Consider the following 25388-nt stretch of genomic DNA (forward strand, 5'->3'; position numbering starts at 1 on the left):
CCCCAAGTCCCCCCAAACCCCTCGGCCCGTCCTACTCCAAGCCGACCGCAAGGTCGGCTTTTTCTTTGCGACAGCTTTTGCTTTGCAACAGACGGGTCGACCGCAAGTCGGCTTTCCAGCCGATAGACCGGCGACGGAACTTCGCGCCTCGTCAATCAACCAAGCGATCCGGACAAAGCGAGGCTACCGCCGAGCAGCGTCGCCAGATCGCCCGCGGGCGCATCGGCACCGGCGCGCAGGCGGATCGCGAACTCAGCCATCGGAACCGGCGGCAAGCCAAGTTCGCGGGGCGCTTCGACAATGCCGGAATGGGCAAAGCGCGGGGTTCGCAAGGTCAGCGCAACACCGGCATTTACCGCAGTGCGCAGACCGGCCAGGCTGGCGCTGCCGGCAGCGATGCGATAGCGGCGGCCGGCGGCGTCGAGCGCGGCGAGCGCCGCCTCGCGAAACCCGCAATAGGGGTCGAGCAGCGCCAGCGGCAATTCTTCCTGCCGCGAGGCCAGTCCCTTCTGCGAACACAGCCATGTCATCGGCTCGCGCAACACGCCGACCTCGTCCGGCACGGCAGCCTGGCGCATGACGATCGCCAGATCGAGGCTGCCAGCTTGTAACGCCTGCGCCAGTTCGGCGGAGCGGCCGACACGCAATTCGATCCTGACGCGGGGATGGCTGGAGGCGAAGGCACGCAGCAGGTCCGGCAGGCCGCTATCGGCGAAATCCTGCGTCGTGCCGATGGCGACGCGCCCGGCAGCGCGCGCGCCCTTCAGCGCCAGCCAGGCCTGGCGATGCACGGCAAGAATACGCCTGGCGTGCCCGACAAGATCCTCGCCTGCCGGCGTCAGGCCGCGCCCCCTGCCCTGCGGCGCCAGAAGTGGCTCACCGACGATCTCTTCCAAGCGCTGCATCTGCGCCGTCACCGCCGAGGGTGAGCGGCCGACATTGGCCGCCGCCTGCGCCAGCGAACCGCTGTCGACGAAAGCAAGGAAGGTTCTGAGCAGGTCGGGATCAAGCGTTTCCATAATTCGATTTTATCAAATCATCAGTTGAAAACAATTCAGTTTTTTCGATCAAAAGATGATGGCATGGTCTTCAACGGCGCCCACGCCGCTAAAAACCAAGGAGAGAAAAATGCCCATCATCAATGTCAGCGTCACCGGCAAGCCCGACGCCACCCTGTCGGCCAGCATCGCCAGGGAAATAACCGAGATTACCGCCACGCATCTGCGCAAGGATCCGACGATCACCGCAGTTGCCGTGTCCTATCTCGATCCGCAGCACTGGTTCGCCGGCGGCAAGTCGCTCGCCGAGCACGGCACCAACACGTTCTGGCTCGACATCAAGGTGGTCGATGGCACCAACACAAAGCTCGAACTGGAGGCCTATCTCGAGGCGGTCTTCGATGCCTTTGGCCGCCTGCTAAGCGGCGTGCACCAGGAGAGCTATGCTTTCGTGCATGAGGTTCCGGCAGCGGCCTATGGCTACGGCGGCAAGACGCAGGAGTTCCGTTTCATCAGCGGGCGGCTGAACGCGGCGTGAGGGCGCCCCTTCCGCATTGACCTTGCCTCGACTTCCGCTAGGCTCTGCCCCCGAAGCGGCCGCACAAGAGCCGCAATGACAAAATCGTTGGGAGAGACGCGGCATGATCCTGACACTGGCGCTGCTTGCGGGTCTGGTTGTGGCCTGGTTGCTGATCGGCGTGGTGGAAAAATTCCGCCTCGGCCTGCGCTTCACCCAAGCGCTGCTCTACGCACCGTTCAAGCTCGCCTACCGGATCAGCGACAATCGCATCAAGATCGCTCGCAAGGCGCAGGTGCCGGTCATCTATGTCATCTCGCACCAGTCGCGCTTCGAGCCGGCGCTGATGCTGTCGCTGCTGCCCGACGACACGCTGCATATACTCGACGAGGTCTCGGCGCGTTCGCCTTGGCTCGAACCGTGGCGCGAACTCGGCCGCACCATTGCCTTCAACGCCGAACATGTCTTCGTCAGCCGCCGGCTGGTGCGCGTGCTGAAGGGCAAGGGCCGGCTGGCCGTCTATCTGCCGGACGCGGTCGAGCCCGACGTCAAGACGTTTCGGCTGTTCCGCGCCGTCACCCGCATAGCCATGCAGGCCGACGCCCGCATCGTGCCGATCTTCGTCGCCGGCGCCCGCAACCTGCCGGTGTCGCTGACGCCGGCGGACAAGGCACCGCGTCACTGGTTTCCACGGCTGTCGGTCAGTGTCCTGGAGCCGATGACGATCGCCGAACTGGTGGCGCGCAATCCGGACCAGGCTTCCAACACCAATGCGCTGTTCGACCGCGTCGCGGAGGCCCGGCTTTTTGGCACCGACCTCGACCGCGGCCTGTTCCTTGCCATGCGCGACGCCGCAACCAGGATCGGCGCTTCGCATGCGATCATCGAGGACGTCATTTCCGGGGCGCTGAGCTACCGCAAGATGTTCATCGGCGCGCGGGTGCTGGGCAGGCGCTTCGAGGCGGTGACGGCGCCGGGCGAAGCTGTGGGGGTGATGCTGCCCAACGCCAACGGCGTCGTGCTGTCGCTCGTCGGCCTGCTCTCGGCGGGCCGTGTGGCGGCGATGATCAACTACACGGCCGGGCCGGCAAGCGTCACCGCGGCTGTCCGCACCGCCGTCATCCGCACCGTTGTCTCTTCGCGTGCCTTCGTCGAGAAGGCCGATCTCGCCGATATCGTCGCCGCGGTCGAAAAGGGCGGCGCCAGGCTGCTGTGGCTGGAAGATGTACGCGAAAGCGTCACCACGCTGGACAAGCTTGCAGCCGCCTTGCTGTGGCGCCTGCCGCTGCAGCGACAGGACGCGGCAAAGCCCGGCGTGATCCTGTTCACCTCGGGCTCCGAAGGCACGCCGAAGGCCGTTGTTCTGTCGCAAAAGAATCTCCTCGCCAATGCCATGCAGGCCGAGGCGCGGATCACCATTTCGCCGGCGGACATCCTGCTCAACGTGTTGCCGGTGTTCCATTCGTTCGGCCTGACAGGCGGCACCATCCTGCCACTGGTCACCGGGGTAAAGCTGTTCCTCTATCCCTCGCCTCTTCACTACAAGCTCATCCCCGAGATCGCGCGCAAGGTGAAACCGACCATCATGTTCGGCACCGACACGTTCCTCGCCAACTATGCGCGCACCGCCAAGGACGGGGATTTCTCCAGTCTGCGCTTCGTCGTCGCCGGCGCCGAGGCGGTGAAGCCGGATACCCGCCGCGTTTATCGCGAACGCTTCCAGGCCGAGATCATCGAGGGCTTCGGACTGACCGAGGCGGCGCCCGTGGTTGCCGTCAACACCGCGATCCACGGCCGCGACGGCACGGTCGGCCGGCTTCTGCCGGCCATTCGCATGAAACTGGAGCCGGTCGAAGGCATCAACGATGCCGGCCAGTTGTGGCTCGACGGGCCGAACATGATGATGGGCTACATGACCGCGGACCGCCCCGGCGAGCTCCAGCCGCTGACCGGCTGGCACGACACGGGCGATATCGTCGCCGTCGACCGCGAAGGCTTCATCAGCATTCGCGGCCGCGCCAAGCGCTTCGCCAAGATCGCTGGCGAGATGGTGTCGCTGGGTGCGGTCGAGATGCTGGTGCAGTCGCTTTGGCCGGAAGAACGCCATGCGGCGGTGGCGGTGCCGGACAAGAGGCGGGGCGAGCGCATCGTGCTGGTCACCACCGCCGACGATGCCAGCGCCGAGGAGTTGCGTCAGTTCGGCAAAAAGAGCGGAGCGGCCGAACTGATGGTGCCGAACGACATCGTCAAGGTCGAGGAGATCCCGGTGCTCGGTTCCGGCAAGACCGACTATGTGTCGACGAGAAAGCTGGCGATCGACCGGCTCGGACTTGGCGTGGCGGCCTGAGTCGGACCAAGGACTTCGGCCGACTTTCTAACCTATGTCCGAAGGCGGCACCTTCTCGCCTTCCAGCTTGGCTCGCTTGGAATAGGCGCGCACGCTGAATGGGAGAAAGATCAGGTAGCCCGCGACCGATGCCGTCAGCGTGTACCAGGGATAGGTCATCAGCAAGAGAATGTAGAGGACGACGGCGAGGATGACCGGCAGCACCCTGTCGCCGGGGATCTTGATGCTCTTGCCTGAATAGACTGGCAAGCGGCTGACCAGCAGGAAGGCCACCAGGATGGTGAAGCCGGTGGCGACGAAGGCGGCCGGCCGGCTGGGCTCCACCCCAAGCCGCAGGAAATAGAGATAGAGCGGCAGCATCACCAGAACGGCGCCTGCCGGCGCCGGCACACCGACGAAATATTCGGTCTGCCATATCGGGCGGTCGGCCTTCTCGTCGTCGAGCACGTTGAAACGCGCCAGCCGCAGCCCGCAAGCGATCGCAAACAGCAGTGCCGCGATCCAGCCTGGCGAGCCGGCGCGGTCGAGCAGGAAGGCATAGAGCACCAGTGCCGGCGCAACGCCGAAATTGACGATGTCGGCCAGGGAATCCATCTGCGCGCCGAATTTGGAGGTCGCCTTCAGCATCCGCGCCAGGCGGCCGTCAATGCCGTCGAGAAAAGCGGCCAGCAGCACCATTACCACCGCCGGCTCGAAACGCCCCTCGAAGCCGAAGCGGATGCCGGACAGGCCGGCGCAGATGGCAAGCACGGTGACCAGATTGGGCAGCACCATGCGCATGGGGATCTCGCGGATGCGCGGACCGCCGCTGGCATGGGCCTCGAATTTTTTATATTGCGTGCCCACCGTCAGGAAATCCGCACCAGGGGCGTGCCGGCGACACCGCCGAATTCGGCGAGCACGGTTTCGCCGCCGACCGCCGTCTGGCCAACGGCGACGCGCGGCGTGGCGGTCAAGGGCAGGAACACGTCGACGCGCGAGCCGAAGCGGATTAGGCCGAAACGCTCGCCGGTGCCGATCGAAGCGCCGGCCTCGGTCCAGCAGACAATGCGGCGCGCCACCAGGCCGGCGATCTGGACTGCCGCCACCGTGCCGTTGGGGCTCTCGATGACGAGGCCGTTGCGCTCGTTTTCCGTGCTCGCCTTGTCCAGCTCGGCATTGAGGAATTTTCCCGGCCGATGTTCGATTCTGGCGATGCGGCCGCGCACCGGAGAGCGGTTCACGTGACAGGAAAAGACGTTCATGAACACGGAGATACGGGTCATCTCGACATTGCCGAGGCCAAGCTCGCGCGGTGGCACGGCCGGCCCGACCGCCGAGACGATGCCATCAGCGGGGCTTACCACCAGGCGATCGTCAACAGGCGTGACGCGCTCGGGGTCACGGAAGAAATAGACGCACCAGGCGGTCAGGATCAGGCCGATCCAGAACAGGATCGAGGAGAAATAGCCGACGAACAGCGTCGCCGCGCCAAACGCCGCGATGAAGGGATAGCCTTCGCGATGGATCGGTACGAACGCGTTCTTGACCGTGTCGACAAGGCTCATGGGCTGGGGGCGGTCCCTGTTTCAGGTCCGGCCTCAATAGCCGAAACACCCCCTGCCCGCAACGCGACAATCGCCGGCGCGGATGAACGGGCAAGTGCGGGCCTGTGACCGCGGATAGCCTGGCGCTCCGTGTGTCGTGAAATTGGATACCGGGTCGCATGCCTGTGTCATGCCCTCAAAAGCCATCCTTTGACAGCGCCAGGACAGCCAGAGTGGCCGAGAAACCTATCTGCGCCGACGCCGCCCTTGCGCAGACCGGCACCTGTGGCGTCAACGTCACACCGATGCGGCGTTCTTCCTGCGCGAAAATACACCGGCCCGCTGTCGGGAGACTCCCATCTCGCCCGTCCTTGGTGGGAAGCGCTTCATCGCAAGGGCGGATGACGCGCGCAACGGAGGCTCCTGATCATGCGAATATCGTCCGGCAACAAACCGCATATCGTCATGGACGGTCTCGCCTTCGGGGAATCGCCGCGCTGGCATGATGGGCGCCTGTGGGTCTGCAATTGGGGCACCGGCGAGATCATCGCCGTCGATGCCGGCGGCAGCCGCAAGATCATGCTCACGATTCCGGCTGTCCTGCCCTACTCAATCGACTGGCTGCCGGATGGTCGCCTGCTGGTTGTCTCAGGCCGCGAGGGCCTGCTGTTGCGGCAGGAAGCCGATGGCTCGCTCGTCACCCACGCCGACCTGCGCCGCCTGTCGAAAAGCCCATGGAATGAGATCGTCGTCGACGGGCGCGGCAACATCTACGTCAATGGTGGCGGGCCGGCGCCGGCGGCCGGCCAGCATTTCGGTCCCGGCACCATCGTGCTGGTCACACCGGATGGCGCGGTCAGGCAAGTGGCGGACACTATCGCCTTTGCGAACGGCATGGCGGTGACCCCGGACAACAAGACGCTGATCATTGCCGAATCCCATGCCAACCGGCTGAGCGCGTTTGACATTGCCGCCGACGGTTCCTTGTCCAACAGACGCACCTGGGCCGATCTCGACGGATATCCCGACGGCATCTGCCTCGATGCGGACGGGGCGGTCTGGTATGCCGACGTTCCCAACAAGCACTGCGTGCGGGTGCGCGAAGGCGGTGACGTCTTGCAGACCGTCACCGCCGATCGCGGCTGCTTTGCCTGCATGCTGGGCGCTGCGGACCGGAAAACGCTGTTCATCACCGCCGCCGAGTGGCGCGGCTTCGAGCATATGACAAGCGACGCCCGCACCGGCCAGGTGCTCGGCATTGAAGCGCCGGCACCGAGTGTGGGGTGGCCTGGCTAGAGTCCCGGCACGCGCTGATAATTGGCGATATCAGCTCGCACTCCGAGCCGGGCGATCGTCTCCTGCGGGTTGAAGGCTATGCGCTCGTGCGCAGCCTTGACGATCGGTACCACATTGTCGACGGCAGCCTGGCTTTCCCATTCGACGATGGTGACGAGGTTGAATTCGCCCGGTCCGGAGAATTGCTCGAGCAGAAAGTCCTGGACGAAGCCTTGCTGCAGACGCAGCAACTCATGCGTCATCTTCACCTTTGCGAGGATTTCATCGCGGGCATTGGCGGGCACCACGAACTTGTCGACCCTGAACACGCTGCCGCCGTTAACATCCTGATTCGTAAAGCTCATATCCATTTGATTCCGTCGTCGACAATGCTGTTTTGCGGCTCTCGGGCGACGGTCTACAATCTCAACCTAAGTTGAGGTCAAGAGCTTTTTTGAGCTACGACATCTCCGATGTGCGCCGGCGTACGACGACACCCAGTTCGTCGCTTTCGCGGGCAATGCGCAGCCGCTCCTCGGCTTCGGTCGCCTCGCGCTGGCGGTCCCACATCGAGGCATAGAGGCCGTGCTTTCGCATCAGCTCGACATGAGTGCCGCGCTCGGCGATCTGGCCGTCCTTCAGCACGATGATCTCGTCGGCGGCAATCACCGTCGACAGGCGGTGGGCGATGACGATGGTGGTGCGGCCCTTGCTGACGAGGTCGAGCGCGGCCTGGATCTCCTGTTCTGTATGACTGTCCAGTGCGGAGGTCGCTTCGTCGAGCATCAGGATCGGCGGTGCCTTCAGGATGGTGCGGGCGATCGCCACGCGCTGCTTCTCGCCGCCGGAAAGTTTCAGCCCGCGCTCGCCAACCATCGACTTATAGCCGTCAGGCAGCTTCTCGATGAACGGCCCGATCTGGGCGAGTTCGGCGGCCTTGCGCATCTCCTCCTCGCCGGCGCCGACACGGCCGTAGCGGATGTTGTAGGCGATGGTGTCGTTGAACAGCACCGTGTCCTGCGGCACCATGCCGAGCACCGCGCGCAGGCTGTCCTGTGTGACATCCCTCACGTCCTGGCCGTCGATCAGAACCTGGCCACCCTGCACGTCGTAGAAGCGGAACAGCAACCGCGAGATGGTCGACTTGCCCGCGCCCGACGGCCCGACAATGGCAACGGTCTTGCCGGCCGGCACCTCGAAGGAGACGCCCTTCAGGATCTTGCGGTTCGGATCATAGGAAAAGTGGACGTCGCGGAACTCGACCTTGCCGGCGCTGACGGCCAACGGCTTGGCGTTGGGCTTGTCGACGATCTCCTGCGGCACGTCGAGGAGGTCGAACATGTGCTCGATGTCGGTGAGGCCCTGGCGGATTTCGCGATAGATGAAGCCGATAAAGTTGAGCGGCACGGAGAGCTGTACCAGCATGGCATTGATGAAAACGAAATCGCCGACGCTCTGGGTGCCGGCCTGCACCTCCAGCGCCGACATGCACATGACGACGACCGTGCCGACGCCGAAGATGAAGCCCTGGCCGAAGTTTAGCCAGCCGAGCGAGGTCCATGTCTTGGTTGCGGCGATCTCGTAACGCGCCATCGAGCGGTCGAAGCGCTCGGCCTCCATGCGCTCATTGGTGAAATACTTGACCGTCTCGAAGTTAAGCAGCGAGTCGATCGCCTTGGTGTTGGCGTCGGTGTCGCTGTCGTTCATGTCGCGGCGGATCGAGATGCGCCAGTCGCTGGCCTTGACCGTGAACCAGACGTAGAGGCAGACGGTGACCGCCACCACGGCCACATATTTCCAGCCATAGGTGAAACCGAATATGCCCGCGGTCAGCGCGAATTCGAGGATCGTCGGCGCGGTGTTGAGCATGATGAAGCGGACGATCGTTTCGATGCCCTTGGTGCCGCGCTCGATGATGCGCGACAGGCCGCCGGTGCGGCGCTCCAGGTGGAAGCGCAGCGACAGCTGATGCATGTGCACGAAGGTGCGGAAGGCAAGCTGGCGAACCGCATGCTGGCCGACCCGGGCAAACAGCGCATCGCGCAGCTGGTTGAAGCCGAGCTGGACGAGCCTCAGCACATTGTAGGCAATGACCAGCATCACCGGGGCAAGCATGAACGATGGCAGCGGCGGTGGCGTTTTGAAGCCGCCCGCCAGCGCATCGGTCGCCCATTTGAAGAAATAGGGACCGGCGACCAGCGTCACCTTGGCGACGACCAGCAGCAGCGTCGCCCAGGTCACCCGCGCCCTGAGATCGGCGCGGTCGGCCGGCCACATATAGGGCCAGAGATTGCGCAGTGTCGTGAGTGTCGAGGTGTCGGAGGAGACGGTTTTTTCGGCCACTTTTCTTGCCTTTTGGGTGAGAGGGTCAGCGGCCGGAGCAGCAGGAATTGATGAGCGCGCCCAGCGATGCCGATACGTCGGCAAGTGCCGCGCGATCGACCGCATAGCGCGATCGCTGACGGTCGGGCTCAAACCGGACGAGGCCCGCCTCGACCAATATTTTCAGATGCTGGGAGATCGTCGACTGGGCCAGAGCGAAACGGTCGACGACCTCACGGCAGCAGCAGGAATTGCTGGCCGACAGATGCCTCAGTATCTCGATCCGCGCCGGATGCGAAAGTGCTGCGAACCGCGCCGCGACAGCGCGGCTGTCCGGCATGCAGCCAGGCAGTGCCGAGGCGGCATGGTCTGGTAAGGGAACGCATTCTGTCATCGTTCATCGGCGATAGACGATGAACGATGACAGGGCAAGCTAGGCCGATGGGTAGATCGCCGGAATTGCCGGTCTATCCCTATTCCGTCTTCATCGGTGCGGTCGTCGCCTGCTCGCCCATTGCCTTGAGGTCGGCGGCTTCGCCTTCCTTCGACTTTTCCGGAACCTTGAACACCTGCCCCGGCCAGATGCGGTTCGGATTCCTGATCTGGTCCTGGTTGGCGAGGTATATGGTGGAGTAGCGCACGCCGTGACCATAGACGCGCCGTGAGATCCGCCACAGTGTGTCGTTGCGCCGAATGATGATCGCGCTGTCGGCATGTTCGAGCTTGGGCGACACGATTTCGGGCACGTCGCTTGGCGGCGTGGCTGCTGCGACGTTAGCCGGAGCCTCGGTGGCTGGCGCGGCGGGAGCCGGCGCGGTCTCGCCCGGAGCAGCGGCGGCAACAGCGGGCGCCGCGGGCTTGGCCTCGGCGGGCTTGGTCTCGGTGGGCTTGGTCTCGGTGGGCTTGGTCTCGGCGGGGGCAACGGCGGCGACCGCCTCGCCCGGTTCGCGCTCGAAGGGCACCGCGGCGCGGGCCACCACCTTCACGCCATCGGCATCGAGGCCGTCGACATGGATGGTATAGCTGCCGACCGGAATATCGCGCGTCGCCTCGACCAGGAAATGGCCGTCCGACGAGGTCTGCGCGTCGCCGAGCAGGATGTCGTTGGCGTAGGCGCGCACCTTGCGGCCCGGATCGGCGAGGCCGGCGACAAAGATCTTGTTGCCGTCGATCTCGACTGCCTCGACCACGATCTTTGGTTCGGCGACGGCTGCCGCGGGCGCGGCCGGTGCCGCCGGAGTGGGTTTTGCTTCAACCACGGCTGGCGTGGCCGTCGCCGGCGCGGCGGGCGCTTCAGCAGCAGGAGCGGCAGCCTGGTCGCCGGTTGCCGGCGCCGGCTTTGGCTCAGATGCCGGAACCGTCAGCAGTTCGGCCGGCTTGCCCGGCTCCTCGACCATGGCCAGCACCTGGCCAGCCGCATTCGCGGGCACCGAGACGACTGCGGTCTGCGCCGAGGCGGTCACGACCGCGCCAACCGTCGAACGCAGGGCGATCGTATAGTCGCCGGGCTTCAGCGGGTCTTCGAGCACGATGACAAAGGCGCCATCGGGACCAGCAACCGTGGAGCCGATCACCGTCGCGCCGTTGAGAATTTCGACTTTCGAGTTGGGCGCCGCGTTGCCGGCAACGACGATCGAGCCGTTGCTCTCGACCCGTACGACATCGAAAGTCGGCGCGATCGGATCCGCCGTCGCGGGCGCCGCAGGCGCCGCAGCGTCGGTTGCAGGTGCTGCCGGGGCCGTCGCCTGAGGTGCCGCGCCCGACGCGGCCGGCATCGCCGGAGCCGGCAGGCGCCCTTCCGTGCCAGGATCGGCCGGCTTCGGCGCTGCGGGCGGCGTCAACGCCGCGACTTCCGCCGGCGGTGTGCGATGAAGATACGGGTCGAGTGCGCCCGACACATAGGCGGTTCCCGCGGCCGCGACGGTCCCACCCGCCGCGAACAAGAACGCCTTCAATGGATTGATTGCCATGTATTTCCCTGCCCCTTAGCCACCTAACGCCGGTCTAGCGTGTTTTGCCATGACCGACAAGAAAAAGCCCGGCCTTCTCAACCCTAGGGCTTGACCGCGCTTTCAGACCCAATCACCAATCATCGGCATGAACACGATTCGATCCGTTTGCGTCTATTGCGGCTCATCTCCGGGCCGCGATGAAATCTATGTCAAGGCCGGCCACCTGCTTGGACGCTCAATTGCAAAGGCAGGCCTGCGGCTGGTCTATGGCGGCGGCACCAAAGGCATTATGGGCGCCGTCGCCGAAGGCGCGCTCAAGGCCGGCGGCAAGGTGACGGGCATCATTCCGCGCTTCCTGATCAACAAGGAAGCAACCGAAACCGCGCTTGACCGGCTCGACGAGTTGTCGATCACCGACAACATGCACGAGCGCAAACACAAGATGTTCGAGAAATCCGACGCCTTTGTGGCGCTGCCTGGTGGCATCGGCACAGTCGAGGAGATCGTCGAGATCATGACCTGGGCGCAGCTTGGCCATCACCGCAAACCGATCGTCTTCGGCAACGTCAACGGATTCTGGGATCCGATGACGGCGTTGCTTGATCACATGGCGGCGGAAGGCTTCATTCATACCGCGCAGCGTGTGAAGCCGCTGGTCGTCAACGACCCCGAGGCCATCGTCGCCGCTATCATGGTCGCGGGCTCCTCGGTCGACGCACCGACCGAGGGCGTCCAGTCGGTGATCGACAAGATGTAAGGTTACGGGAGTAGAGCAGTAGGTTTGCAGTGTGGGAGCGTACACTTCCCCCTACTGCCTGCTCCCTACTCCCTCCGAGCAGCTTGCCCCAGATCGGCGACATTCCCGGCAGCGGCATGATGTTCGAAGTCGGCAGCGATGCCGATGTGCGCGGCCATCTGGCCACCTTGCCACTGGTCAAGGCTGGCATGATGGACATTGCCGCGACCGTGCCACTCAACCCCTATCCGGGGTTTGGGCCGAAGCGCTGAGGCCGACGGCCGCGCAATCGAGGTCGTCAGCAGGACCGCCAGGCCGACAAGCGCCTTGCATCTCATCAAGCCAAGCGGCACGCTGGCGCTGCCGCTTGCCAAGGGCCGAACGAGCCTTCGACTGACGGGCGACAAATCGCAACCGATGAAGGTGCAAATTGCATTCGACCGACTATCTCGGCCAACTGTTCGGCCTCGAAGGCAAGCATGCCTTCATAACCGGCGCCAGCCGTGGCCTGGGCCTCGCCTTCGCGGAGGCGCTTGCGAGCGCCGGCGCGCGCGTCACGATCGGCGGCCGCAAGGCCGACGATCTCAAAGCGGCCGCGGACAAGTTGCGCGCCGCGGGCCATTCGATCACGGAAGCGGTGATCGACGTGACCGACACCCAGTCGGTCGACCAGGCAATCGCGGCGGCGGAAACCGGCACCGCACCGATAGACATCCTGGTCAACAATGCCGGCATCCAGCGACGGGCGCCGTTGGAGACCTTCAGCGACGCCGACTGGGACGCGCTGATGGCCACCAACCTGGACGGCGTGTTCAAGGTGAGCCGGGCCGTCGTAAAGGGCATGATCGCGCGCCAAAGGGGGTCGATCATCAATGTCTCCTCAGTGCAGAGCGTGCTCGCCCGCCCCTCGATCGCGCCCTACGCGGCGAGCAAGGGCGCCATCACCATGCTGACCAAGTCGATGGCCGGCGAATGGGGCCAGCACGGCGTGCGTATCAACGCCATCGCGCCGGGCTATTTCAAGACCGAGCTCAACGCCGCGCTGGTCGCCGACGAGACATTCTCCGCCTGGCTGACCGGCCGCACGCCGATGCGGCGCTGGGGCGAAGTGAGGGAACTCGCGGGCGCTGCCGTGTTCCTGGCGTCCGACGCCGCCAGTTTCGTGAACGGACAGACGCTGCTGGTGGATGGCGGGATCACCAGCGTCCTGTAAGCGGGCACGCCGTCACGGAACAGTCACACTAAATCGGGGATGCCGTGCTAGAAATCGCGCTTGGCCGCCCCCGCGACCCCGACCGCATCAGAGACCGGCGAAGCCGCCATGAACATCGCCATCCCCTCCGAGGGCACTGACCTGTCGCCTTACCTGCCCGATGAGCACGGGTTGTTCTTCATCTACCACTTTACCACCGAAGGGGTGCGCACCAGGGATGCCGCCGCCGCGCATTGGACATGGCGCAGCTACCAGCTTTCCGACATGCATGCGCGCCACGAGATCGGCGCCGATCAGGCCTTGCCGGCGCCGGTGCGCGAAGCCTTCCTGACCGCCAGTCATGGCTGCCACATCGACCTCGAGGATGACTGGCTCTATGGCGATCTGCCGGACCTGCGCCATGATTATTCGGCGGAAGCCGGCGGGCTTGGTCATTTCCGCTTCGCCCTCAACGACACGATGCTGGTCGGCGCCCGCAAGCAGCCGCTGCAATCGGTCGACAACATCCGCAAGGCGATCGAGAACGGATCGCGCAAGTTCCGGTCTCCGGCCGAGCTGATCGAGGCTGTCGTCGGCCAGTCGTTCGACGGGATGGCGACGGAACTCGCGGCACTCAGCGACAGTCTCGACGGCATTGAGGACCGCATCGTCTGCGACGCATGGCACAATGAGCGGCAGGCGCTGGTCGATGCACGCCGGCATCTGGTGGTCATCCACCGGCAGATGGCGACGCTGACCAACCTGTTTCGCCATCTCGACCATTCGCACCGCAACGACCTGCCGGATTCGATCAACGACATGGCGGCGCGGCTTTCGCACCGCGCACAGACACTGCACTATGACGGCGAGCAGTTGCAGGCGCGCACGCGGCTGCTACAGGACGAGCTGATGGCCAAGCTGACGACGCAGTCGAACCGGCTGCTTTACGTGCTCTCGGTGATGACGGCGGTGCTGTTGCCAATGACCATCATCTCAGGCCTGTTCGGCATGAATGTCGGCGGTTTGCCGCTGGTCAACACCCCGTTGGGTTTTTGGGTGATCACGGGCGCGTCGCTGCTGATCGCGGGCGTGACCTATCTTTTTGTCAGGCGGCTCGGGCAGATGTAGCCCGGCGCGCCGTTGCCAGCATGGACCAGGAATAGACCGCAAGGGCCGCCCAGATCAGGGCAAAGGCGATGGCCTGCGTGGTGCCGAACGGCTCGTCGAAGATCAGCACGGCAATCAGAAACACCATGGTCGGCGCTATGTACTGCATGATGCCGATGGTCGAGAGGCGCAGCAGCTTGGCGCCAAAGGCGAACAGCAGCAGCGGCACGGCCGTCACCGGCCCGCAGCCGATGAGCAGCGCGGTGTCGGTGCCATTGCTGGAGACGAAATGGTCCTGTCCGGTGGCGATAAGGAAGACGATGTAGCCCAGCGCCGGCACCGACAGCAAAAGCACTTCGAGCAGGAAGCCCTGGCTGGGACCGATCGGCAGCGTCTTGCGGAAGAAGCCGTAGGCGGCGAAGGAAAACGCCAATGCCAGCGACACCCAGGGCAGTTTGCCGCCGTCGATTGTCAGCACGGCGACGGCGACCGCCGCAAGCACCACCGCCGCGATCTGCAACCGGTCGAGCCGCTCGCCGAGCAGCAGTGCGCCGACCACGACGTTCACCAGTGGGTTGATGTAATAGCCCAATGCCGTCTCGACGGTGCGGTCGACCGCGATCGCCCAGAGATAGATGCCCCAGTTGACCGAGATCAGCGCCGCCGTCAGCCCCGCCATGGCGATGGTGCGAGGCGAGCGGATCGCCACCTTGAAGTCGGCCGTGCGGCCGGCCCAGACCAGGACCGCCGCGGCAATCGGCACCGACCAGACGATGCGGTGTGCAATCACCTCGGCAAGCGGCAGATGCGCCACCGCCTTCATGTAGAAGGGCAGCAACCCCCACAAGAGATAGGCACCCAGCGCCAGCAAGAAGCCGCGGCGGGCTTTCGATTCTGCATCGGGGGTAATTGCTTCAGCGGCCATGGCCCAACGCTATGGCCCAGTAATCTTGGCAAGACCATCGCAAAGTTCTGATGGATCAATGGACTTTCGCTGATGGTTCAAACTTACTCCGCCGCCACCAGCCCCGCCATCTCGCGATTCTTCATCAGCTTGTAGACGATCGAATCCATTAACGCCTGAAACGAGGCGTCGATGATGTTTTCCGAGACCCCGACCGTCCACCAGCGCGCACCGGTACCGTCATGCGATTCGATGAGCACGCGGGTGATGGCCTCGGTGCCGCCATTGAGGATACGCACCTTGAAGTCGGCAAGCTCGAGATCCGCGATCTCGTTCTGGTATCTGCCGAGATCCTTGCGCAGCGCAATGTCGAGCGCGTTGACGGGGCCATGGCCCTCGGCCACCGACATCTTCTCCTCGCCCTCGACCAGCACCTTGACCACTGCTTCCGACACCGTCTTCAACTGGCCATTGGCATCGAAGCGGCGTTCAATCATGCAGCGGAACGAGGTGACGTGGAAGAATTCGGGCAGGCCATGCAGCATCTTGCGCGCCAGGAGTTCGAAGGAGGCGTCGGCGCCCTCATAGGCGTAGCCCGAGGCCTCACGCTCCTTGACCACCGATATCAGGGCGTCGAGCCGATGGTCGTCCTTCGGCACATCGATGCCGCGCCGCTTCAACTCTGCGAGGAAATTGGCCTTGCCGCCCTGGTCGGAGACCATGACGCGGCGGCGGTTGCCCACGGCCTGCGGCTCCACATGCTCATAGGTCGCCGACTCCTTGGCCAGCGCCGAAGCGTGGATACCCGCCTTGGTGGCAAAGGCGGAGGAGCCGACATAGGGCGCCTGCGCTTCCGGAGCGCGGTTCAACAATTCGTCGAAGGCGCGCGACAGGCGCGAAATGCCGGTAAGCGCTTCGGCTGAGATTCCCGTCTCGAAGCGGTCGGCGAAAGCCGGCTTCAGCGCTAGTGTCGGCAGGATCGAGATCAGATTGGCGTTGCCGCAACGTTCGCCGATGCCATTCAGCGTGCCCTGGATCTGGCGCACGCCGGCCTCGACGGCGGCAAGGGAATTGGCCACCGCCTGGCCGGTGTCGTCATGGGCATGGATGCCGAGATGCTCTCCCGGAATGCCTGCGGCGATAACCTTCTCGACGATTGCCCGCACTTCCGAGGGCTGCGTGCCGCCATTCGTGTCGCAAAGCACCACCCAGCGCGCACCGGCGTCGTAGGCCGTTTTCGCACAAGCGAGCGCATAGTCCGGATTGGCCTTGAAGCCGTCGAAGAAATGCTCGCAATCGACCATCGCTTCCTTGTCCGAAGCGACCGATGCCTCGACGGAGACTTTTATGGAGTCGAGGTTCTCCTCGTTGGTGCAACCGAGCGCCACGCGAACGTGGTAGTCCCAGCTCTTGGCGACGAAGCAGATGGCGTCCGATTTCGATTGGACAAGCGCCGCCAGCCCCGGATCGTTAGAGGCTGAGACTCCAGCCCGCTTGGTCATGCCGAAAGCAACGAATTTTGCGCGTGCCGTGCGCTTCTGCTGGAAGAATGCAGTGTCGGTCGGATTGGCGCCGGGATAACCACCTTCGACATAGTCGAAGCCGAACTCGTCAAGCAGTTTGGCAATCGCGATTTTGTCCTCGACCGAAAAGTCGATGCCCGGCGTCTGCTGGCCGTCGCGGAGCGTGGTGTCGAAGAGATAGAGGCGCTCGCGGCTCATCGTCATTTGCCCGCAAACTTGTCCGTCGCGCGGATCAGCCGGTCGAGGATGCCCGGCTCCGAATAGGCATGACCGGCGCCTTCGATCAGATGAAAGTCCGCCTTCGGCCAGGCCTTGTGCAGCGCCCAGGCGTAGCGCGCCGGGCACGGCATGTCGTAGCGGCCGTGGACGATGGTGCCGGGGATGTCCTTGAGCTTCCCGGCATCGCGCAGCAACTGTCCCTCCTCGAGCCAGCCGGCATGGACGAAATAGTGATTTTCGATGCGGGCGAAGGCGACGGCATAGTCGTCCTCGCCGAACGGACCGCTGGTTTCGGGTTCAGGAAGCAGCGTGATCGTCTCGCCTTCCCACAGGCTCCAGGCGCGGGCGGCCTCGATCTGCGCCTTCCGGTCGGACCCGACCAGCCGCTTGCGGTAGGCGGCCATCATGTCGCCGCGCTCGGCCTGCGGAATCGGCGCCAGGAAACGCTCCCATTTGTCGGGGAACATCTCCGAGACGCCGAATTGATAGTACCATTCGAGCTCGGCGCGGGTCAGCGTGTAGATGCCGCGCACCACCAGTTCGCTGACGCGATCAGGGTGTGTCTCGGCATAGGCGAGCGCCAGCGTCGAGCCCCAGGAACCGCCGAACACCAGCCAATTATCGAAGCCGGCCATTTCGCGCAGTCGCTCGATGTCGGCAACGAGATGCCATGTCGTGTTGGCCTCCAGCGAGGCGTTCGGCGTCGATTTTCCGCAGCCGCGCTGATCGAACAGGATGACGTCGTAGAGCTTGGGGTCGAACAGCCGCCGGTGTTTTGGCGAGATGGTGCCGCCCGGTCCACCGTGCAGGAACACGGCCGGCTTGGCGCCCTTGGTGCCCGACCGCTCCCAATAGACCATATGGCCGTCGCCGACATCGAGCATCCCCGAGTCGAACGGTTCGATTTCCGGGTAGAGGGTGCGCAAGCTCATATTTTCAGGCCCTGTTGCGGCCAGTTGGCCGTTTCGTGATCGGGGTGTTGGAAGGAGATGATTTGCTCCTGCCGCGCGTAATAATCGGGATCCTGGTGGACAGGCTGGTCGAAGATCGTCTCGACCCAAGGCAGCCGTGCCGCATAGTTGACCTGGATCCGCGGCGCCAGATCCGAGCGGTCGTCGAAGGCGCCGATGGCGATCTCGAGCCCGCCGGGCTGCCGGTAGGTCAGCGGCGTGCCGCAACGGGCGCAGAAGCCGCGATCGATGTTGACCGAAGACTGGAAATAACTTGGTTCTTCATGGGTCCATTCGACGCCGTCCTTGGGTACCGTCACCAGCGCGCCGAAGAAGGAGCCGAACTGTTTCTGGCACATGCGGCAATGGCAGATGGACGCACGTCCCAGCGCCCCCTTGATGCGGAAGCGCACGGCGCCGCATTGGCAGCCGCCGGTTCGGACAGTTTCGGTCATGGTCTTTCCTCCGGCGGCCATTGGTCGGTGTCGTGGTCGGGATGCTGATAGGAGACGAGCTCGGCGAGATAAGGAGCCGAGCCGATATCCGCCATCGTGTCCTCGCCCGACAATCGCGGAATGGAATCCACATAGGGCAGTTTTGCTTCCGTGCCCCACTGGATGGTCGGCGCGATACCAGCCGGATCGTCGAAGGCGGCGATCGCCAGAGCCATGCCGTCGGGCGCCTCGAAGGTCAGCGGCGTGCCGCATTCGGCGCAGAAACCGCGCCATGCTGCATTGGAGGAACGGAACCGCTTGGGTTCGCCGCGCGTCCAGTCGACCTTGGCGCCGCGCACCGAGACCAGCGGCAGGTAGAAATTGCCGCTGGCCTTCTGGCACATGCGGCAGTGGCAGACCGAGGCGTCGCCGAGCGCGCCTTCGACGCGGAAGCGCACCGCACCGCACTGGCAGCCGCCTGTGTAGACTGGCCGGTTGTCGAGGCTCATCGGTTTTCACTCCGGATCATGGCAGACCGCCTCGACATTGTTGCCGTCGGGATCGAGGACGAAGGCGCCGTAATAGTTGGGGTGATAGTGCGGACGCAGGCCCGGTCCGCCATTGTCCTTGCCGCCGGCTGCAAGGGCGGCGGCGTGGAAGGCGTCGACCTCGGCGCGGCTGCGCGCGGTGAAGGCGACGTGCTGATGATCTCGGGGCTTTTCCCTGGCCGCGCTCAACCAGAACACCGGCCGGTCGCGGCCATAGCCGCCGACCTTGGCGCCACCAGTGTATTCCTGCGGCACCATATAAAGCAGCGAGCCACCCAGCGGCGCCATCGCCTTGTCGTAGAAAGCCTTGGAGGCATCGAAATCGGAAACGGTGATGCCGAGATGGTCGATCATGGAACGAGCTCCTCCGTTGCTGGTTCCGGCACGTTGGCGCCGGCCAGACCGGCCGCGATAACGATGTGCTGGCAGACATTGTCGATATCGCGGATCACGTCGTCATTCCAGAAGCGCAGGATGGTCCAACCGCTGGCGCTCAGATAAGCGCTTCTTGCCTGATCGCGTTTTGAATGTCCCGCGTCGGCATGCTGGCTGCCGTCAACTTCGACTATCAAGCGATGAGCCGAGCAAGCAAAGTCAACGATATAAGGCCCAATCAGCACCTGCCGCCGAAAGCTCATTCCCATCAGCCGGTGAGCACGCAACTCATTCCAAAGCTTCAGCTCGGCATCGGTCATGACGCGCCGCATGGATTTTGCGTTCTTGCGTTGACAGGACGGAACGAGATCGTGCCCCATCAAACACCCCTTCGCCAGCAATTAGCGAAATCGGCGACGAGAGCTGATCTCCCCCCTTGCGGGGGAGATGCCCGGCAGGGCAGAGGGGGGTGCTGTCCCGCCGATCTATCAGCTTGCGACCACTGCCTTCTCAATAAATGTTTGCGGCGAGGGTGAACAAACGGAAACGCCGGTGTTCCGTCACACCCCCCTCTGTCCTGCCGGACATCTCCCCCGCAAGGGGGGAGATCGGCTGTCACCGGCGCCCCCGCCAAAACCGCAAAGGTGCCTGGCGCCACCCTCACCGCTTCACCTCCCACGTCGTCACGCGCTCGCCGGTGACCGGATCCTTGCCATCCTTCAACTGCACGCCTTGCGCCAGGAGTTCATCGCGGATGCGGTCGGCCTCGGCCCAGTTCTTGGCGGCGATGAACTGCAGGCGCCTGGCGATGGTTTCCGCAATCGCGGCCTCGTCGAACTTGGCCGCGCCGACGTCGAAACCGAGGAACGCGAGCGAGGTTTTCAAGGAAGCCGCGGCGCCATTCTCGCCAGCGCCGCTGAAGTCGGTTGCCTCACCGGCAAGCTGGGTCAGTTGCTGGAAGGCCGCGTAGGTCGCAAGATCATCCGACAGCGCCTCCACGACTTCCGCCGGCACCTGGCTTCCCGCAGCCGGCGCCAGGTCCGACGCGCGTTTCCATTTGCGTAGCGTGTTCTCCGCCTCCTCAAGCTTGCGCACGGAAAAGTCGATCGGCTCGCGGTAGTGCGTCATCAGCATCGCCAGCCGCAGCACCTCGCCAGGCCATCTGCGGCCGCCGAAGGTCTCGGTCTCGAGCAATTCGTGGATCGAATAGAAATTGCCGAGGCTCTTCGACATTTTCTGGCCCTCGACCTGCAGGAAACCATTGTGCATCCACACATTGGCCATGACATCGGTGCCGTGGGCGCAGCGCGACTGGGCGATCTCGTTCTCATGATGCGGGAAGATCAGATCGAGGCCGCCGCCATGGATGTCGAAGACCTCGCCGAGATAGGCGGCCGACATGGCCGAGCATTCGATATGCCAGCCGGGCCGGCCCCTGCCCCATGGACTTTGCCAGCCGGGCTCTTCCGGCGATGACAGTTTCCACAGCACGAAATCGCCGGGGTTCTTCTTGTGGGCGTCGACGGCGATGCGGGCACCGGCCTGCTGCTCGTCGAGATTGCGCTTCGACAATTGACCATAGTCGGGCATCGAGGCCGTATCGAACAGAACTTCGCCTGCCGCGACATAGGCATGGCCGCGTTCGATCAGGCGCTTAATCAAGGTGATCATATCAGCCTTGCCGTCGGCGCGCGGTTCGACGAATTCGGTGGCGCGCGGTTCGACCGTCGGCTCCAGGCAGCCAAGCGTCGCGACATCCCTGTGGAACTGGTCGGCCGTTTTTTCGGTCACCCGTCGGATCGCTTCGTTGAGCGAAAGGGTTCCCGAAGCGATCTCGCCGCCGAAATCGCGCAGCGCCCGCGCGTTGATCTTGTCGTCGACGTCGGTGATGTTGCGCACATAGGTCACGTGCGTCTCGCCGTAGAGGTGGCGCAATAAGCGGAACAGCACGTCGAACACGATCACCGGCCTGGCGTTGCCGATATGGGCGAAGTCGTAAACGGTCGGGCCGCAGACATACATGCGCACGTCAAGCGGATCGATCGGCACGAAGCCCTCTTTCGTGCGCGTCAGCGTGTTGTAGAGGCGCAGGCCCTTTGATGCGTCAGACATTCCATGCTTCCCGTTCAGAACTTCTTGTCTGGATGGAGCCAGCCCAGCGCCAAGGCGCAAATCAGGTTCCAGCCTGCTGGCCGGGGCGTTTGTCCAATCTGGGGAAGATGAGGCGAAAACGTCCGGACCAGCGCGAGGCTAGCCAATAATGCAAATGCCACAAATGGCGAAAGACGTTTTCATCGGCGGCTTTATCGCCCTGACCAGTGTTGCCGTCAAGTCGCGGATTCCGGGAAAAAAGTAGCGAGGGCTGGCAAACGCATCGCCCGGTCATGCGGAATCAGTCAGTGAAACATTTTATTAAACATGTCGGCACAGTCATGAAACATTCGCCGGCTAGATCACCACGCGTCACGATTTGGTCGGAATCAACCAGCAAACGCAGACACGGAAATGTTACCAGGGAAGAGAAACATGCCTCGAAGCAAGCAGGAAGCCAACCGCGCCAAGCAACCGGCGCTGGCCAACCACTATCGCGCAATCGGCCCGGCCGCCATCGTCGCCGCCCTTCTTCATACCGCCAAGAAGAAGAAGCCGGCGCAGAAGATCGTGTCGCCTCGCGCTGCCTGAGATGACGCGGCTGGCGCAATCGCCGACGATGAGGGCGAGAACAGGCGTCCTGAACTTAGACTTCGACCGGCTTCGCTAGAACAGCGTCATCTGACTGTCGTCCGCGCCAGGTTTCTGTCGCCTGACCTTCTCGGGTTCCGGCCCGATTTCGCCCCTCTCTTGAATCTCCGGTCCAGTGTTGGCAACCTTGTTGACGAGGTCGGAGACAGGGATCGCCTCGAAGAAATCGGGCTGCGCCGGCCGCAGCAAATCGACGACATCGCGCGGTTCGAGCGTGCGGCAATCCAGCCAACGGGCAAAGTCAGAAATATCGACCACCACCGGCATGCGGTCATGGATATGGGCGATATCGGCGTTGGCGTTGACGGTCAGGATAGCGCCGGTGTCCATCTCCGAGCCACCGGGCTCGGCATAGGTTTCGATCAGACCTGCAAAGGCGATCAACCCGCCATGCCTGGGCCGGATCCAATAGGGTTGCCCCTTCTTGCCTCCGGTCTGCCGCCATTCGTAGAAACCGGACGCCGGCACCAGCGCGCGGCGATGGCGCATGGCGGCCTTGAACGAGGCCTTCTCGATCGCACCTTCGGAGCGCGCGTTGAACAGCAGCGGAAACTCCCTGGTGTCCTTCACCCAAGCTGGGATCAGGCCCCAGCGCACCAGCATCGGCTGTCGGTCCGGCAGATTGGAGCCTGGGGCTCGCGGCACGCCAGCGGTCACCATCAGGACCGGCTGTGTCGGTGCGATGTTGTAGCGGGCCGGGAAATCCTCCAGCTCCGCAAGGCCCAGCAAGGCAGCGGTCTGGTCCGGCGTGGCGGTCAAGGCAAAACGTCCGCACATGATCGATTGTGTCTTTCGAATAGTTCGGTGTTGAAAGTGGCGATCGAACCGGCGTTGCGCAACCGCTAAAGCTTGCCCATGCTGTCGGTCCACAAAAGACCTGTCTCAAATGAGTTGATCAAGGATCGATGGACACAGCACGCAAGGTACTTCCGGCCGTTTCCGTAGCCGTCGTGCGCGGCGACACCGTACTCTTGGTCAAGCGGGCGCGTTCGCCCTCGCAAGGGCTCTACGCCTTTCCCGGCGGTAAGGTCGAAGCCGGCGAGACGCTGGAGGACGCGGCGCGGCGTGAACTGATGGAAGAGACCGGCTTGCGCGCCGCCGGCTTTCGCCCGCTTCGGGAAATCCACATCGACGGCAGGCAAGACAGCCACCCGGTCGATTATCTCCTCACGGTCTTCGGCGCCATCTATGCCGGTGGCGAGGCCGAGGCCCGCGACGACGCCGAGACAGCTGCCTTCTATACACTCAAGGAGATGACCCTGCTGCCGCTCGCCGGCTCGGTGTTCGCGGTCGCCGAGGAACTCCTCGGTCCCGTTCAAGCCCGCTGACGCGGCACTGAAAAACTGCCTTGCAGGCGACAAATTGTTTCGTCACAAGGCTTATGTTGTCTCGCCAGCCACGACGTCTCAGGCCATCAGGCAGACCACAAGGCCTAAGCCGTCAGGCAGAGGAGGTTTATGAATCGTCCGTCAATGCTCGTTGCCATTTGCCTTGCCGTCAGCGCGGTCGTCCCGGCGCGGCCTGCCTTCAGTGCCGAGTCGCCGTTCGAGCCGGGGCTGATGCGATTGGCAGAAGTTCTTGGGTCGCTGCATTTCCTGCGCAATCTGTGCGGGGAGAAGGGCGACCAGTGGCGTGGCGAGATGGAAAAACTGCTCGATTCGGAAAACCCGGACCCAGAGCGCCGCGCCCGCTTCATGGCCAGCTTCAATCGCGGCTACCGTTCCTTCGGCACTTACACCCAGTGCACCGCTTCGGCCACTGAAGCCATCAGCCGTTACATGAAAGAAGGCGAGACGCTGTCGCGCGATATCGCCTCGCGGTATGGCAACTGAGCATTCATCAACAGATATCAGGCCCGCCGCCAGGGATCTCGATATATCCGGCTTGTCGCCGCCCACATCTTGGTGCAATTCTGATGTTGCACTTCTGCAACAGCGTTAATCAAACGTTATCACGCGAAGGCGCAATTAACTCAAACTGAAGGTTTTCGCCCCGCAGGCCAGCCTAATCGGCTAAGTTTGATCCGGGTTGAAACGCAGCTTCGCCAAACACACTTGGCCCCTGTAAATGACGATCAAAAAAATGTCGTATTTACAGATACTTACTTGAAGCTGCCTATGAATGGAACAGATCAAGCCTGATCCACACTGATGGGTTGCCGCTTGGAAGGGTGGACATCGCTTATGGAACATGCTGCCAACGACATCGACGCGCTGGTCAGGGAAGAGAAGCGCCTGACGGCGGTTGAGAGCCACAGCGAAGCCTGGGCGGAAGGCCTCTCGGCCGGCATTGAGCCAGAAATCATCGCCGAGGCGGCCCTTGAGACGGCATTCGGTGAAATGTTGCGCGCCAACGGCGAAACCTCGGCCCTTGCCCTGCTCGACCGCATGCGCGAGAAGGTGATCGCAGGCGCCTTCGAACCTGAGCGGCTGCGGCACTGAACCGATATCAGGTTCTCTGACGATCGAATGCCGTTCGGGTGTCATGCCCGGAAGTAGGGAGATACGGGCAGTGAATTTTCCGATGTCAGGCAAGCCGAAGGGCTTGGGCCTCTACATCCGCCTCGCTGCTTGCTGTGCCGCGGTTGCCTTCACGACTTGCCTGGCCAGCAGTCCGACCCATGCGCTGAGCGAGATCAAACGCGAAGAGCTCCCCGCGCCAGCCACACCGTCGGAGGACGATGTTTCGCCGCCCGGAAGCGCGATTCCCATGCCTGACCCGGTGGGAACGCCGCCTTCGACAAGCCAGCCGGCCGCTCCCGACGCCGCTGAGCCGGACAGCCCATCGGATGGCGGCAGCAACAGGCCGCGTGTCGATCCCGAGGCACCTCTGCCGGAAGTCGTCTATGATCTCGGCAAGCTGCCCGAGCCCGTGCGGCGCATGCATGACTTGATCATCGAGGCCTGCAAGAGCGGCGACATCGAGAAGCTCAGGCCTTTGATCGGCAAGGGCGACAGCATGACCCAGCTGTCGCTGGCCGACACCGACGGCGACGCCATCACCTTCCTCAAGGGGCTGTCCGGCGACCCTGATGGCCAGGAGATCCTGGCCATTCTGGAGGAAGTGCTTTCCGCAGGCTACGTCCATGTCGATGCAGGCACGCCACAGGACCTCTATGTCTGGCCGTATTTCTTCGCGCTGCCGCTGGACAAGCTCGACGCCAAGCAACGGGTCGAGCTGTTCAAGATCGTCACCGCCGGCGATTTCGACGACATGAAGCAGTTCGGAGCCTACATCTTCTATCGCGTCGGCATTACGCCAGCCGGGCAATGGACCTTCTTCGTCGCCGGCGACTGAAGGCCCCCTGGTTGCGCCAGGATGCGAACAGCATCGTGGACGATGTTGCTATTTGAGCGGGCCGGCAGGTTTTGCACTGACGTCGGCATCCGGGCAAATGCGAATGCTTTCGTTTCGAAGAATCGAAATAGCACCGCTAGCGCACGCGACGTGTCCGGATTGATGTTGCAGATACGATGCAAAAAACAGCCCGGGAGGACAATTCAGCCGGCAGTCAGAAGGATACCTGACCGAATTCCCTGGCGAGATTCTGGATAAGCAATTTCTCGCGCGTCGTAAGCCGTGTCTGATCGACAAAGCGCCAATTGCGCTCGTACAACGCAAATGCTTCGTTGGCCGGGATCAGTCGCGCGACATCGCGATTCCACAGGAGCGCTTGCAGCTCTGGAAACTCGGCGGGGTCAATCATAGGCGCGACATGTGT

Annotated in this window: 29 protein-coding genes; 12 read left to right on the forward strand and 17 right to left on the reverse strand. The window is 63.5% G+C overall.

The window, feature by feature from the left end; translation table 11 throughout:
- Positions 1-155 precede the first annotated feature (155 nt).
- Positions 156-1019 carry a LysR substrate-binding domain-containing protein gene (locus tag FJ954_RS21555; RefSeq protein ID WP_140663034.1) on the reverse strand — a complete coding sequence of 288 codons (864 nt, stop codon included), beginning with the start codon at positions 1017-1019 and terminating at the stop codon, positions 156-158.
- A 109-nt stretch (positions 1020-1128) separates the two neighbouring features.
- Between FJ954_RS21555 and FJ954_RS21560 the strand changes: the two genes are divergently transcribed.
- Positions 1129-1536, forward strand: coding sequence for a 4-oxalocrotonate tautomerase family protein (locus FJ954_RS21560; protein WP_140663036.1), 408 nt, complete (start codon positions 1129-1131; stop codon positions 1534-1536).
- Positions 1537-1639: 103 nt separating this feature from the next.
- On the forward strand, positions 1640-3862 hold the full coding sequence (locus FJ954_RS21565; protein ID WP_140663038.1) for an AMP-binding protein: 2223 nt from the start codon (positions 1640-1642) through the stop codon (positions 3860-3862).
- Between the two features lie 27 nt (positions 3863-3889).
- Here the strand turns inward: FJ954_RS21565 and FJ954_RS21570 are convergent, their stop codons facing one another.
- Positions 3890-4636 (reverse strand): phosphatidylcholine/phosphatidylserine synthase, encoded by a 747-nt coding sequence (locus FJ954_RS21570; RefSeq protein WP_224584719.1) that lies wholly within the window; start codon positions 4634-4636, stop codon positions 3890-3892.
- Positions 4637-4710: 74 nt separating this feature from the next.
- Positions 4711-5409: a phosphatidylserine decarboxylase gene (locus tag FJ954_RS21575; RefSeq protein WP_140618445.1), complete on the reverse strand. Its 699-nt coding sequence runs from the start codon at positions 5407-5409 to the stop codon at positions 4711-4713.
- Between the two features lie 408 nt (positions 5410-5817).
- Between FJ954_RS21575 and FJ954_RS21580 the strand changes: the two genes are divergently transcribed.
- Positions 5818-6684 carry an SMP-30/gluconolactonase/LRE family protein gene (locus FJ954_RS21580; RefSeq protein WP_140663040.1) on the forward strand — a complete coding sequence of 289 codons (867 nt, stop codon included), beginning with the start codon at positions 5818-5820 and terminating at the stop codon, positions 6682-6684.
- On the opposite strand, the gene FJ954_RS21585 is transcribed toward FJ954_RS21580, so the two are convergent.
- The 4 genes from FJ954_RS21585 to FJ954_RS21600 all read right to left on the reverse strand — a co-directional run bounded on the left by FJ954_RS21585 (position 6681) and on the right by FJ954_RS21600 (position 10955).
- Entirely contained in the window at positions 6681-7028 is a 348-nt protein-coding gene (locus FJ954_RS21585) for an antibiotic biosynthesis monooxygenase (RefSeq protein WP_041163878.1), read from the reverse strand. The two genes, FJ954_RS21580 and FJ954_RS21585, sit on opposite strands and share 4 nt — an antisense overlap.
- Before the next feature lie 94 nt (positions 7029-7122).
- Complete coding sequence (locus FJ954_RS21590) at positions 7123-9006, reverse strand: ABC transporter ATP-binding protein/permease (protein WP_140663042.1); 1884 nt, start codon at positions 9004-9006, stop codon at positions 7123-7125.
- 25 nt (positions 9007-9031) lie between these two features.
- Positions 9032-9379 carry a metalloregulator ArsR/SmtB family transcription factor gene (locus tag FJ954_RS21595; RefSeq protein WP_015318537.1) on the reverse strand — a complete coding sequence of 116 codons (348 nt, stop codon included), beginning with the start codon at positions 9377-9379 and terminating at the stop codon, positions 9032-9034.
- Positions 9380-9458: 79 nt separating this feature from the next.
- Positions 9459-10955, reverse strand: coding sequence for a LysM peptidoglycan-binding domain-containing protein (locus FJ954_RS21600; protein ID WP_140663045.1), 1497 nt, complete (start codon positions 10953-10955; stop codon positions 9459-9461).
- Between the two features lie 127 nt (positions 10956-11082).
- On the opposite strand from FJ954_RS21600, the gene FJ954_RS21605 reads away from it, so the two are divergent.
- The 4 genes from FJ954_RS21605 to FJ954_RS21620 all read left to right on the forward strand — a co-directional run bounded on the left by FJ954_RS21605 (position 11083) and on the right by FJ954_RS21620 (position 13993).
- Positions 11083-11694 (forward strand): TIGR00730 family Rossman fold protein, encoded by a 612-nt coding sequence (locus tag FJ954_RS21605; protein ID WP_015318539.1) that lies wholly within the window; start codon positions 11083-11085, stop codon positions 11692-11694.
- An 83-nt stretch (positions 11695-11777) separates the two neighbouring features.
- Entirely contained in the window at positions 11778-11945 is a 168-nt protein-coding gene (locus FJ954_RS21610) for a hypothetical protein (protein ID WP_181177898.1), read from the forward strand.
- 158 nt (positions 11946-12103) lie between these two features.
- The gene (locus FJ954_RS21615; protein ID WP_140618456.1) at positions 12104-12886 is read left to right on the forward strand and encodes a glucose 1-dehydrogenase; all 783 of its coding nucleotides are present in this window, start codon (positions 12104-12106) and stop codon (positions 12884-12886) included.
- A 108-nt stretch (positions 12887-12994) separates the two neighbouring features.
- Positions 12995-13993: a transporter gene (locus FJ954_RS21620; protein ID WP_140618719.1), complete on the forward strand. Its 999-nt coding sequence runs from the start codon at positions 12995-12997 to the stop codon at positions 13991-13993.
- Here FJ954_RS21620 and rarD read toward each other — a convergent pair.
- The 8 genes from rarD to cysS all read right to left on the reverse strand — a co-directional run bounded on the left by rarD (position 13971) and on the right by cysS (position 21037).
- On the reverse strand, positions 13971-14897 hold the full coding sequence (gene rarD / locus FJ954_RS21625) for an EamA family transporter RarD (protein ID WP_140663049.1): 927 nt from the start codon (positions 14895-14897) through the stop codon (positions 13971-13973). The two genes, FJ954_RS21620 and rarD, sit on opposite strands and share 23 nt — an antisense overlap.
- Positions 14898-14980: 83 nt before the next feature.
- Complete coding sequence (gene cimA, locus FJ954_RS21630) at positions 14981-16603, reverse strand: citramalate synthase (protein ID WP_181177885.1); 1623 nt, start codon at positions 16601-16603, stop codon at positions 14981-14983.
- Positions 16600-17550 carry a prolyl aminopeptidase gene (pip, locus tag FJ954_RS21635; RefSeq protein ID WP_015318545.1) on the reverse strand — a complete coding sequence of 317 codons (951 nt, stop codon included), beginning with the start codon at positions 17548-17550 and terminating at the stop codon, positions 16600-16602. Before pip ends, cimA begins: the two co-directional genes overlap by 4 nt.
- Complete coding sequence (locus FJ954_RS21640) at positions 17547-18023, reverse strand: GFA family protein (protein ID WP_140663054.1); 477 nt, start codon at positions 18021-18023, stop codon at positions 17547-17549. The genes pip and FJ954_RS21640 overlap by 4 nt, the downstream gene beginning before the upstream one ends.
- The gene (locus FJ954_RS21645; RefSeq protein ID WP_140663056.1) at positions 18020-18511 is read right to left on the reverse strand and encodes a GFA family protein; all 492 of its coding nucleotides are present in this window, start codon (positions 18509-18511) and stop codon (positions 18020-18022) included. Before FJ954_RS21645 ends, FJ954_RS21640 begins: the two co-directional genes overlap by 4 nt.
- Positions 18512-18517: 6 nt before the next feature.
- Positions 18518-18904 (reverse strand): VOC family protein, encoded by a 387-nt coding sequence (locus FJ954_RS21650; RefSeq protein WP_015318548.1) that lies wholly within the window; start codon positions 18902-18904, stop codon positions 18518-18520.
- Positions 18901-19305: an endonuclease domain-containing protein gene (locus FJ954_RS21655; protein WP_140663058.1), complete on the reverse strand. Its 405-nt coding sequence runs from the start codon at positions 19303-19305 to the stop codon at positions 18901-18903. Before FJ954_RS21655 ends, FJ954_RS21650 begins: the two co-directional genes overlap by 4 nt.
- A 280-nt stretch (positions 19306-19585) precedes the next feature.
- Positions 19586-21037 (reverse strand): cysteine--tRNA ligase, encoded by a 1452-nt coding sequence (gene cysS, locus FJ954_RS21660; RefSeq protein WP_140663061.1) that lies wholly within the window; start codon positions 21035-21037, stop codon positions 19586-19588.
- Positions 21038-21451: 414 nt separating this feature from the next.
- Between cysS and FJ954_RS21665 the strand changes: the two genes are divergently transcribed.
- Positions 21452-21607, forward strand: a complete 156-nt coding sequence (locus tag FJ954_RS21665) for a hypothetical protein (protein WP_015318552.1) — start codon at positions 21452-21454, stop codon at positions 21605-21607.
- A 75-nt stretch (positions 21608-21682) separates the two neighbouring features.
- Here the strand turns inward: FJ954_RS21665 and FJ954_RS21670 are convergent, their stop codons facing one another.
- Positions 21683-22444, reverse strand: coding sequence for an SOS response-associated peptidase (locus tag FJ954_RS21670; RefSeq protein WP_140663063.1), 762 nt, complete (start codon positions 22442-22444; stop codon positions 21683-21685).
- Positions 22445-22572: 128 nt separating this feature from the next.
- On the opposite strand from FJ954_RS21670, the gene FJ954_RS21675 reads away from it, so the two are divergent.
- The 4 genes from FJ954_RS21675 (at position 22573) to FJ954_RS21690 (ending at position 24964) form a co-directional block, all read left to right on the forward strand.
- Positions 22573-22995 (forward strand): NUDIX domain-containing protein, encoded by a 423-nt coding sequence (locus tag FJ954_RS21675; RefSeq protein ID WP_140663065.1) that lies wholly within the window; start codon positions 22573-22575, stop codon positions 22993-22995.
- A gap of 129 nt (positions 22996-23124) precedes the next feature.
- Positions 23125-23499: a TIGR02301 family protein gene (locus FJ954_RS21680; RefSeq protein WP_140663067.1), complete on the forward strand. Its 375-nt coding sequence runs from the start codon at positions 23125-23127 to the stop codon at positions 23497-23499.
- Between the two features lie 351 nt (positions 23500-23850).
- The gene (locus FJ954_RS21685; protein ID WP_015318556.1) at positions 23851-24108 is read left to right on the forward strand and encodes a hypothetical protein; all 258 of its coding nucleotides are present in this window, start codon (positions 23851-23853) and stop codon (positions 24106-24108) included.
- A gap of 70 nt (positions 24109-24178) precedes the next feature.
- Positions 24179-24964 carry a hypothetical protein gene (locus tag FJ954_RS21690; RefSeq protein WP_181177886.1) on the forward strand — a complete coding sequence of 262 codons (786 nt, stop codon included), beginning with the start codon at positions 24179-24181 and terminating at the stop codon, positions 24962-24964.
- 214 nt (positions 24965-25178) lie between these two features.
- Here the strand turns inward: FJ954_RS21690 and FJ954_RS21695 are convergent, their stop codons facing one another.
- A complete protein-coding gene (locus FJ954_RS21695; protein WP_015318558.1) occupies positions 25179-25373 on the reverse strand; it encodes a hypothetical protein in 195 nt (64 codons plus the stop codon).
- Positions 25374-25388 lie beyond the last annotated feature (15 nt).

Origin of the sequence: Mesorhizobium sp. B2-3-15 (assembly GCF_006442875.1) — a bacterium.
In the GTDB taxonomy this organism is placed as follows: Bacteria; Pseudomonadota; Alphaproteobacteria; order Rhizobiales; family Rhizobiaceae; genus Mesorhizobium; species Mesorhizobium australicum.

Bases quoted from the DNA above. Each gene is read 5' to 3' on its own strand.
- FJ954_RS21555 (WP_140663034.1), bottom strand. From the start codon at position 1,019: ATGGAAACGCTTGATCCCGACCTGCTCAGAACCTTCCTTGCTTTCGTC.
- FJ954_RS21560 (WP_140663036.1), top strand. From the start codon at position 1,129: ATGCCCATCATCAATGTCAGCGTCACCGGCAAGCCCGACGCCACCCTG.
- FJ954_RS21565 (WP_140663038.1), top strand. From the start codon at position 1,640: ATGATCCTGACACTGGCGCTGCTTGCGGGTCTGGTTGTGGCCTGGTTG.
- FJ954_RS21570 (WP_224584719.1), bottom strand. From the start codon at position 4,636: ATGGTGCTGCCCAATCTGGTCACCGTGCTTGCCATCTGCGCCGGCCTG.
- FJ954_RS21575 (WP_140618445.1), bottom strand. From the start codon at position 5,409: ATGAGCCTTGTCGACACGGTCAAGAACGCGTTCGTACCGATCCATCGC.
- FJ954_RS21580 (WP_140663040.1), top strand. From the start codon at position 5,818: ATGCGAATATCGTCCGGCAACAAACCGCATATCGTCATGGACGGTCTC.
- FJ954_RS21585 (WP_041163878.1), bottom strand. From the start codon at position 7,028: ATGAGCTTTACGAATCAGGATGTTAACGGCGGCAGCGTGTTCAGGGTC.
- FJ954_RS21595 (WP_015318537.1), bottom strand. From the start codon at position 9,379: ATGACAGAATGCGTTCCCTTACCAGACCATGCCGCCTCGGCACTGCCT.
- FJ954_RS21600 (WP_140663045.1), bottom strand. From the start codon at position 10,955: ATGGCAATCAATCCATTGAAGGCGTTCTTGTTCGCGGCGGGTGGGACC.
- FJ954_RS21605 (WP_015318539.1), top strand. From the start codon at position 11,083: ATGAACACGATTCGATCCGTTTGCGTCTATTGCGGCTCATCTCCGGGC.
- FJ954_RS21620 (WP_140618719.1), top strand. From the start codon at position 12,995: ATGAACATCGCCATCCCCTCCGAGGGCACTGACCTGTCGCCTTACCTG.
- rarD (WP_140663049.1), bottom strand. From the start codon at position 14,897: ATGGCCGCTGAAGCAATTACCCCCGATGCAGAATCGAAAGCCCGCCGC.
- cimA (WP_181177885.1), bottom strand. From the start codon at position 16,603: ATGACGATGAGCCGCGAGCGCCTCTATCTCTTCGACACCACGCTCCGC.
- pip (WP_015318545.1), bottom strand. From the start codon at position 17,550: ATGAGCTTGCGCACCCTCTACCCGGAAATCGAACCGTTCGACTCGGGG.
- FJ954_RS21640 (WP_140663054.1), bottom strand. From the start codon at position 18,023: ATGACCGAAACTGTCCGAACCGGCGGCTGCCAATGCGGCGCCGTGCGC.
- FJ954_RS21645 (WP_140663056.1), bottom strand. From the start codon at position 18,511: ATGAGCCTCGACAACCGGCCAGTCTACACAGGCGGCTGCCAGTGCGGT.
- FJ954_RS21650 (WP_015318548.1), bottom strand. From the start codon at position 18,904: ATGATCGACCATCTCGGCATCACCGTTTCCGATTTCGATGCCTCCAAG.
- FJ954_RS21655 (WP_140663058.1), bottom strand. From the start codon at position 19,305: ATGGGGCACGATCTCGTTCCGTCCTGTCAACGCAAGAACGCAAAATCC.
- cysS (WP_140663061.1), bottom strand. From the start codon at position 21,037: ATGTCTGACGCATCAAAGGGCCTGCGCCTCTACAACACGCTGACGCGC.
- FJ954_RS21665 (WP_015318552.1), top strand. From the start codon at position 21,452: ATGCCTCGAAGCAAGCAGGAAGCCAACCGCGCCAAGCAACCGGCGCTG.
- FJ954_RS21670 (WP_140663063.1), bottom strand. From the start codon at position 22,444: ATGTGCGGACGTTTTGCCTTGACCGCCACGCCGGACCAGACCGCTGCC.
- FJ954_RS21675 (WP_140663065.1), top strand. From the start codon at position 22,573: ATGGACACAGCACGCAAGGTACTTCCGGCCGTTTCCGTAGCCGTCGTG.
- FJ954_RS21680 (WP_140663067.1), top strand. From the start codon at position 23,125: ATGAATCGTCCGTCAATGCTCGTTGCCATTTGCCTTGCCGTCAGCGCG.
- FJ954_RS21685 (WP_015318556.1), top strand. From the start codon at position 23,851: ATGGAACATGCTGCCAACGACATCGACGCGCTGGTCAGGGAAGAGAAG.
- FJ954_RS21695 (WP_015318558.1), bottom strand. From the start codon at position 25,373: ATGATTGACCCCGCCGAGTTTCCAGAGCTGCAAGCGCTCCTGTGGAAT.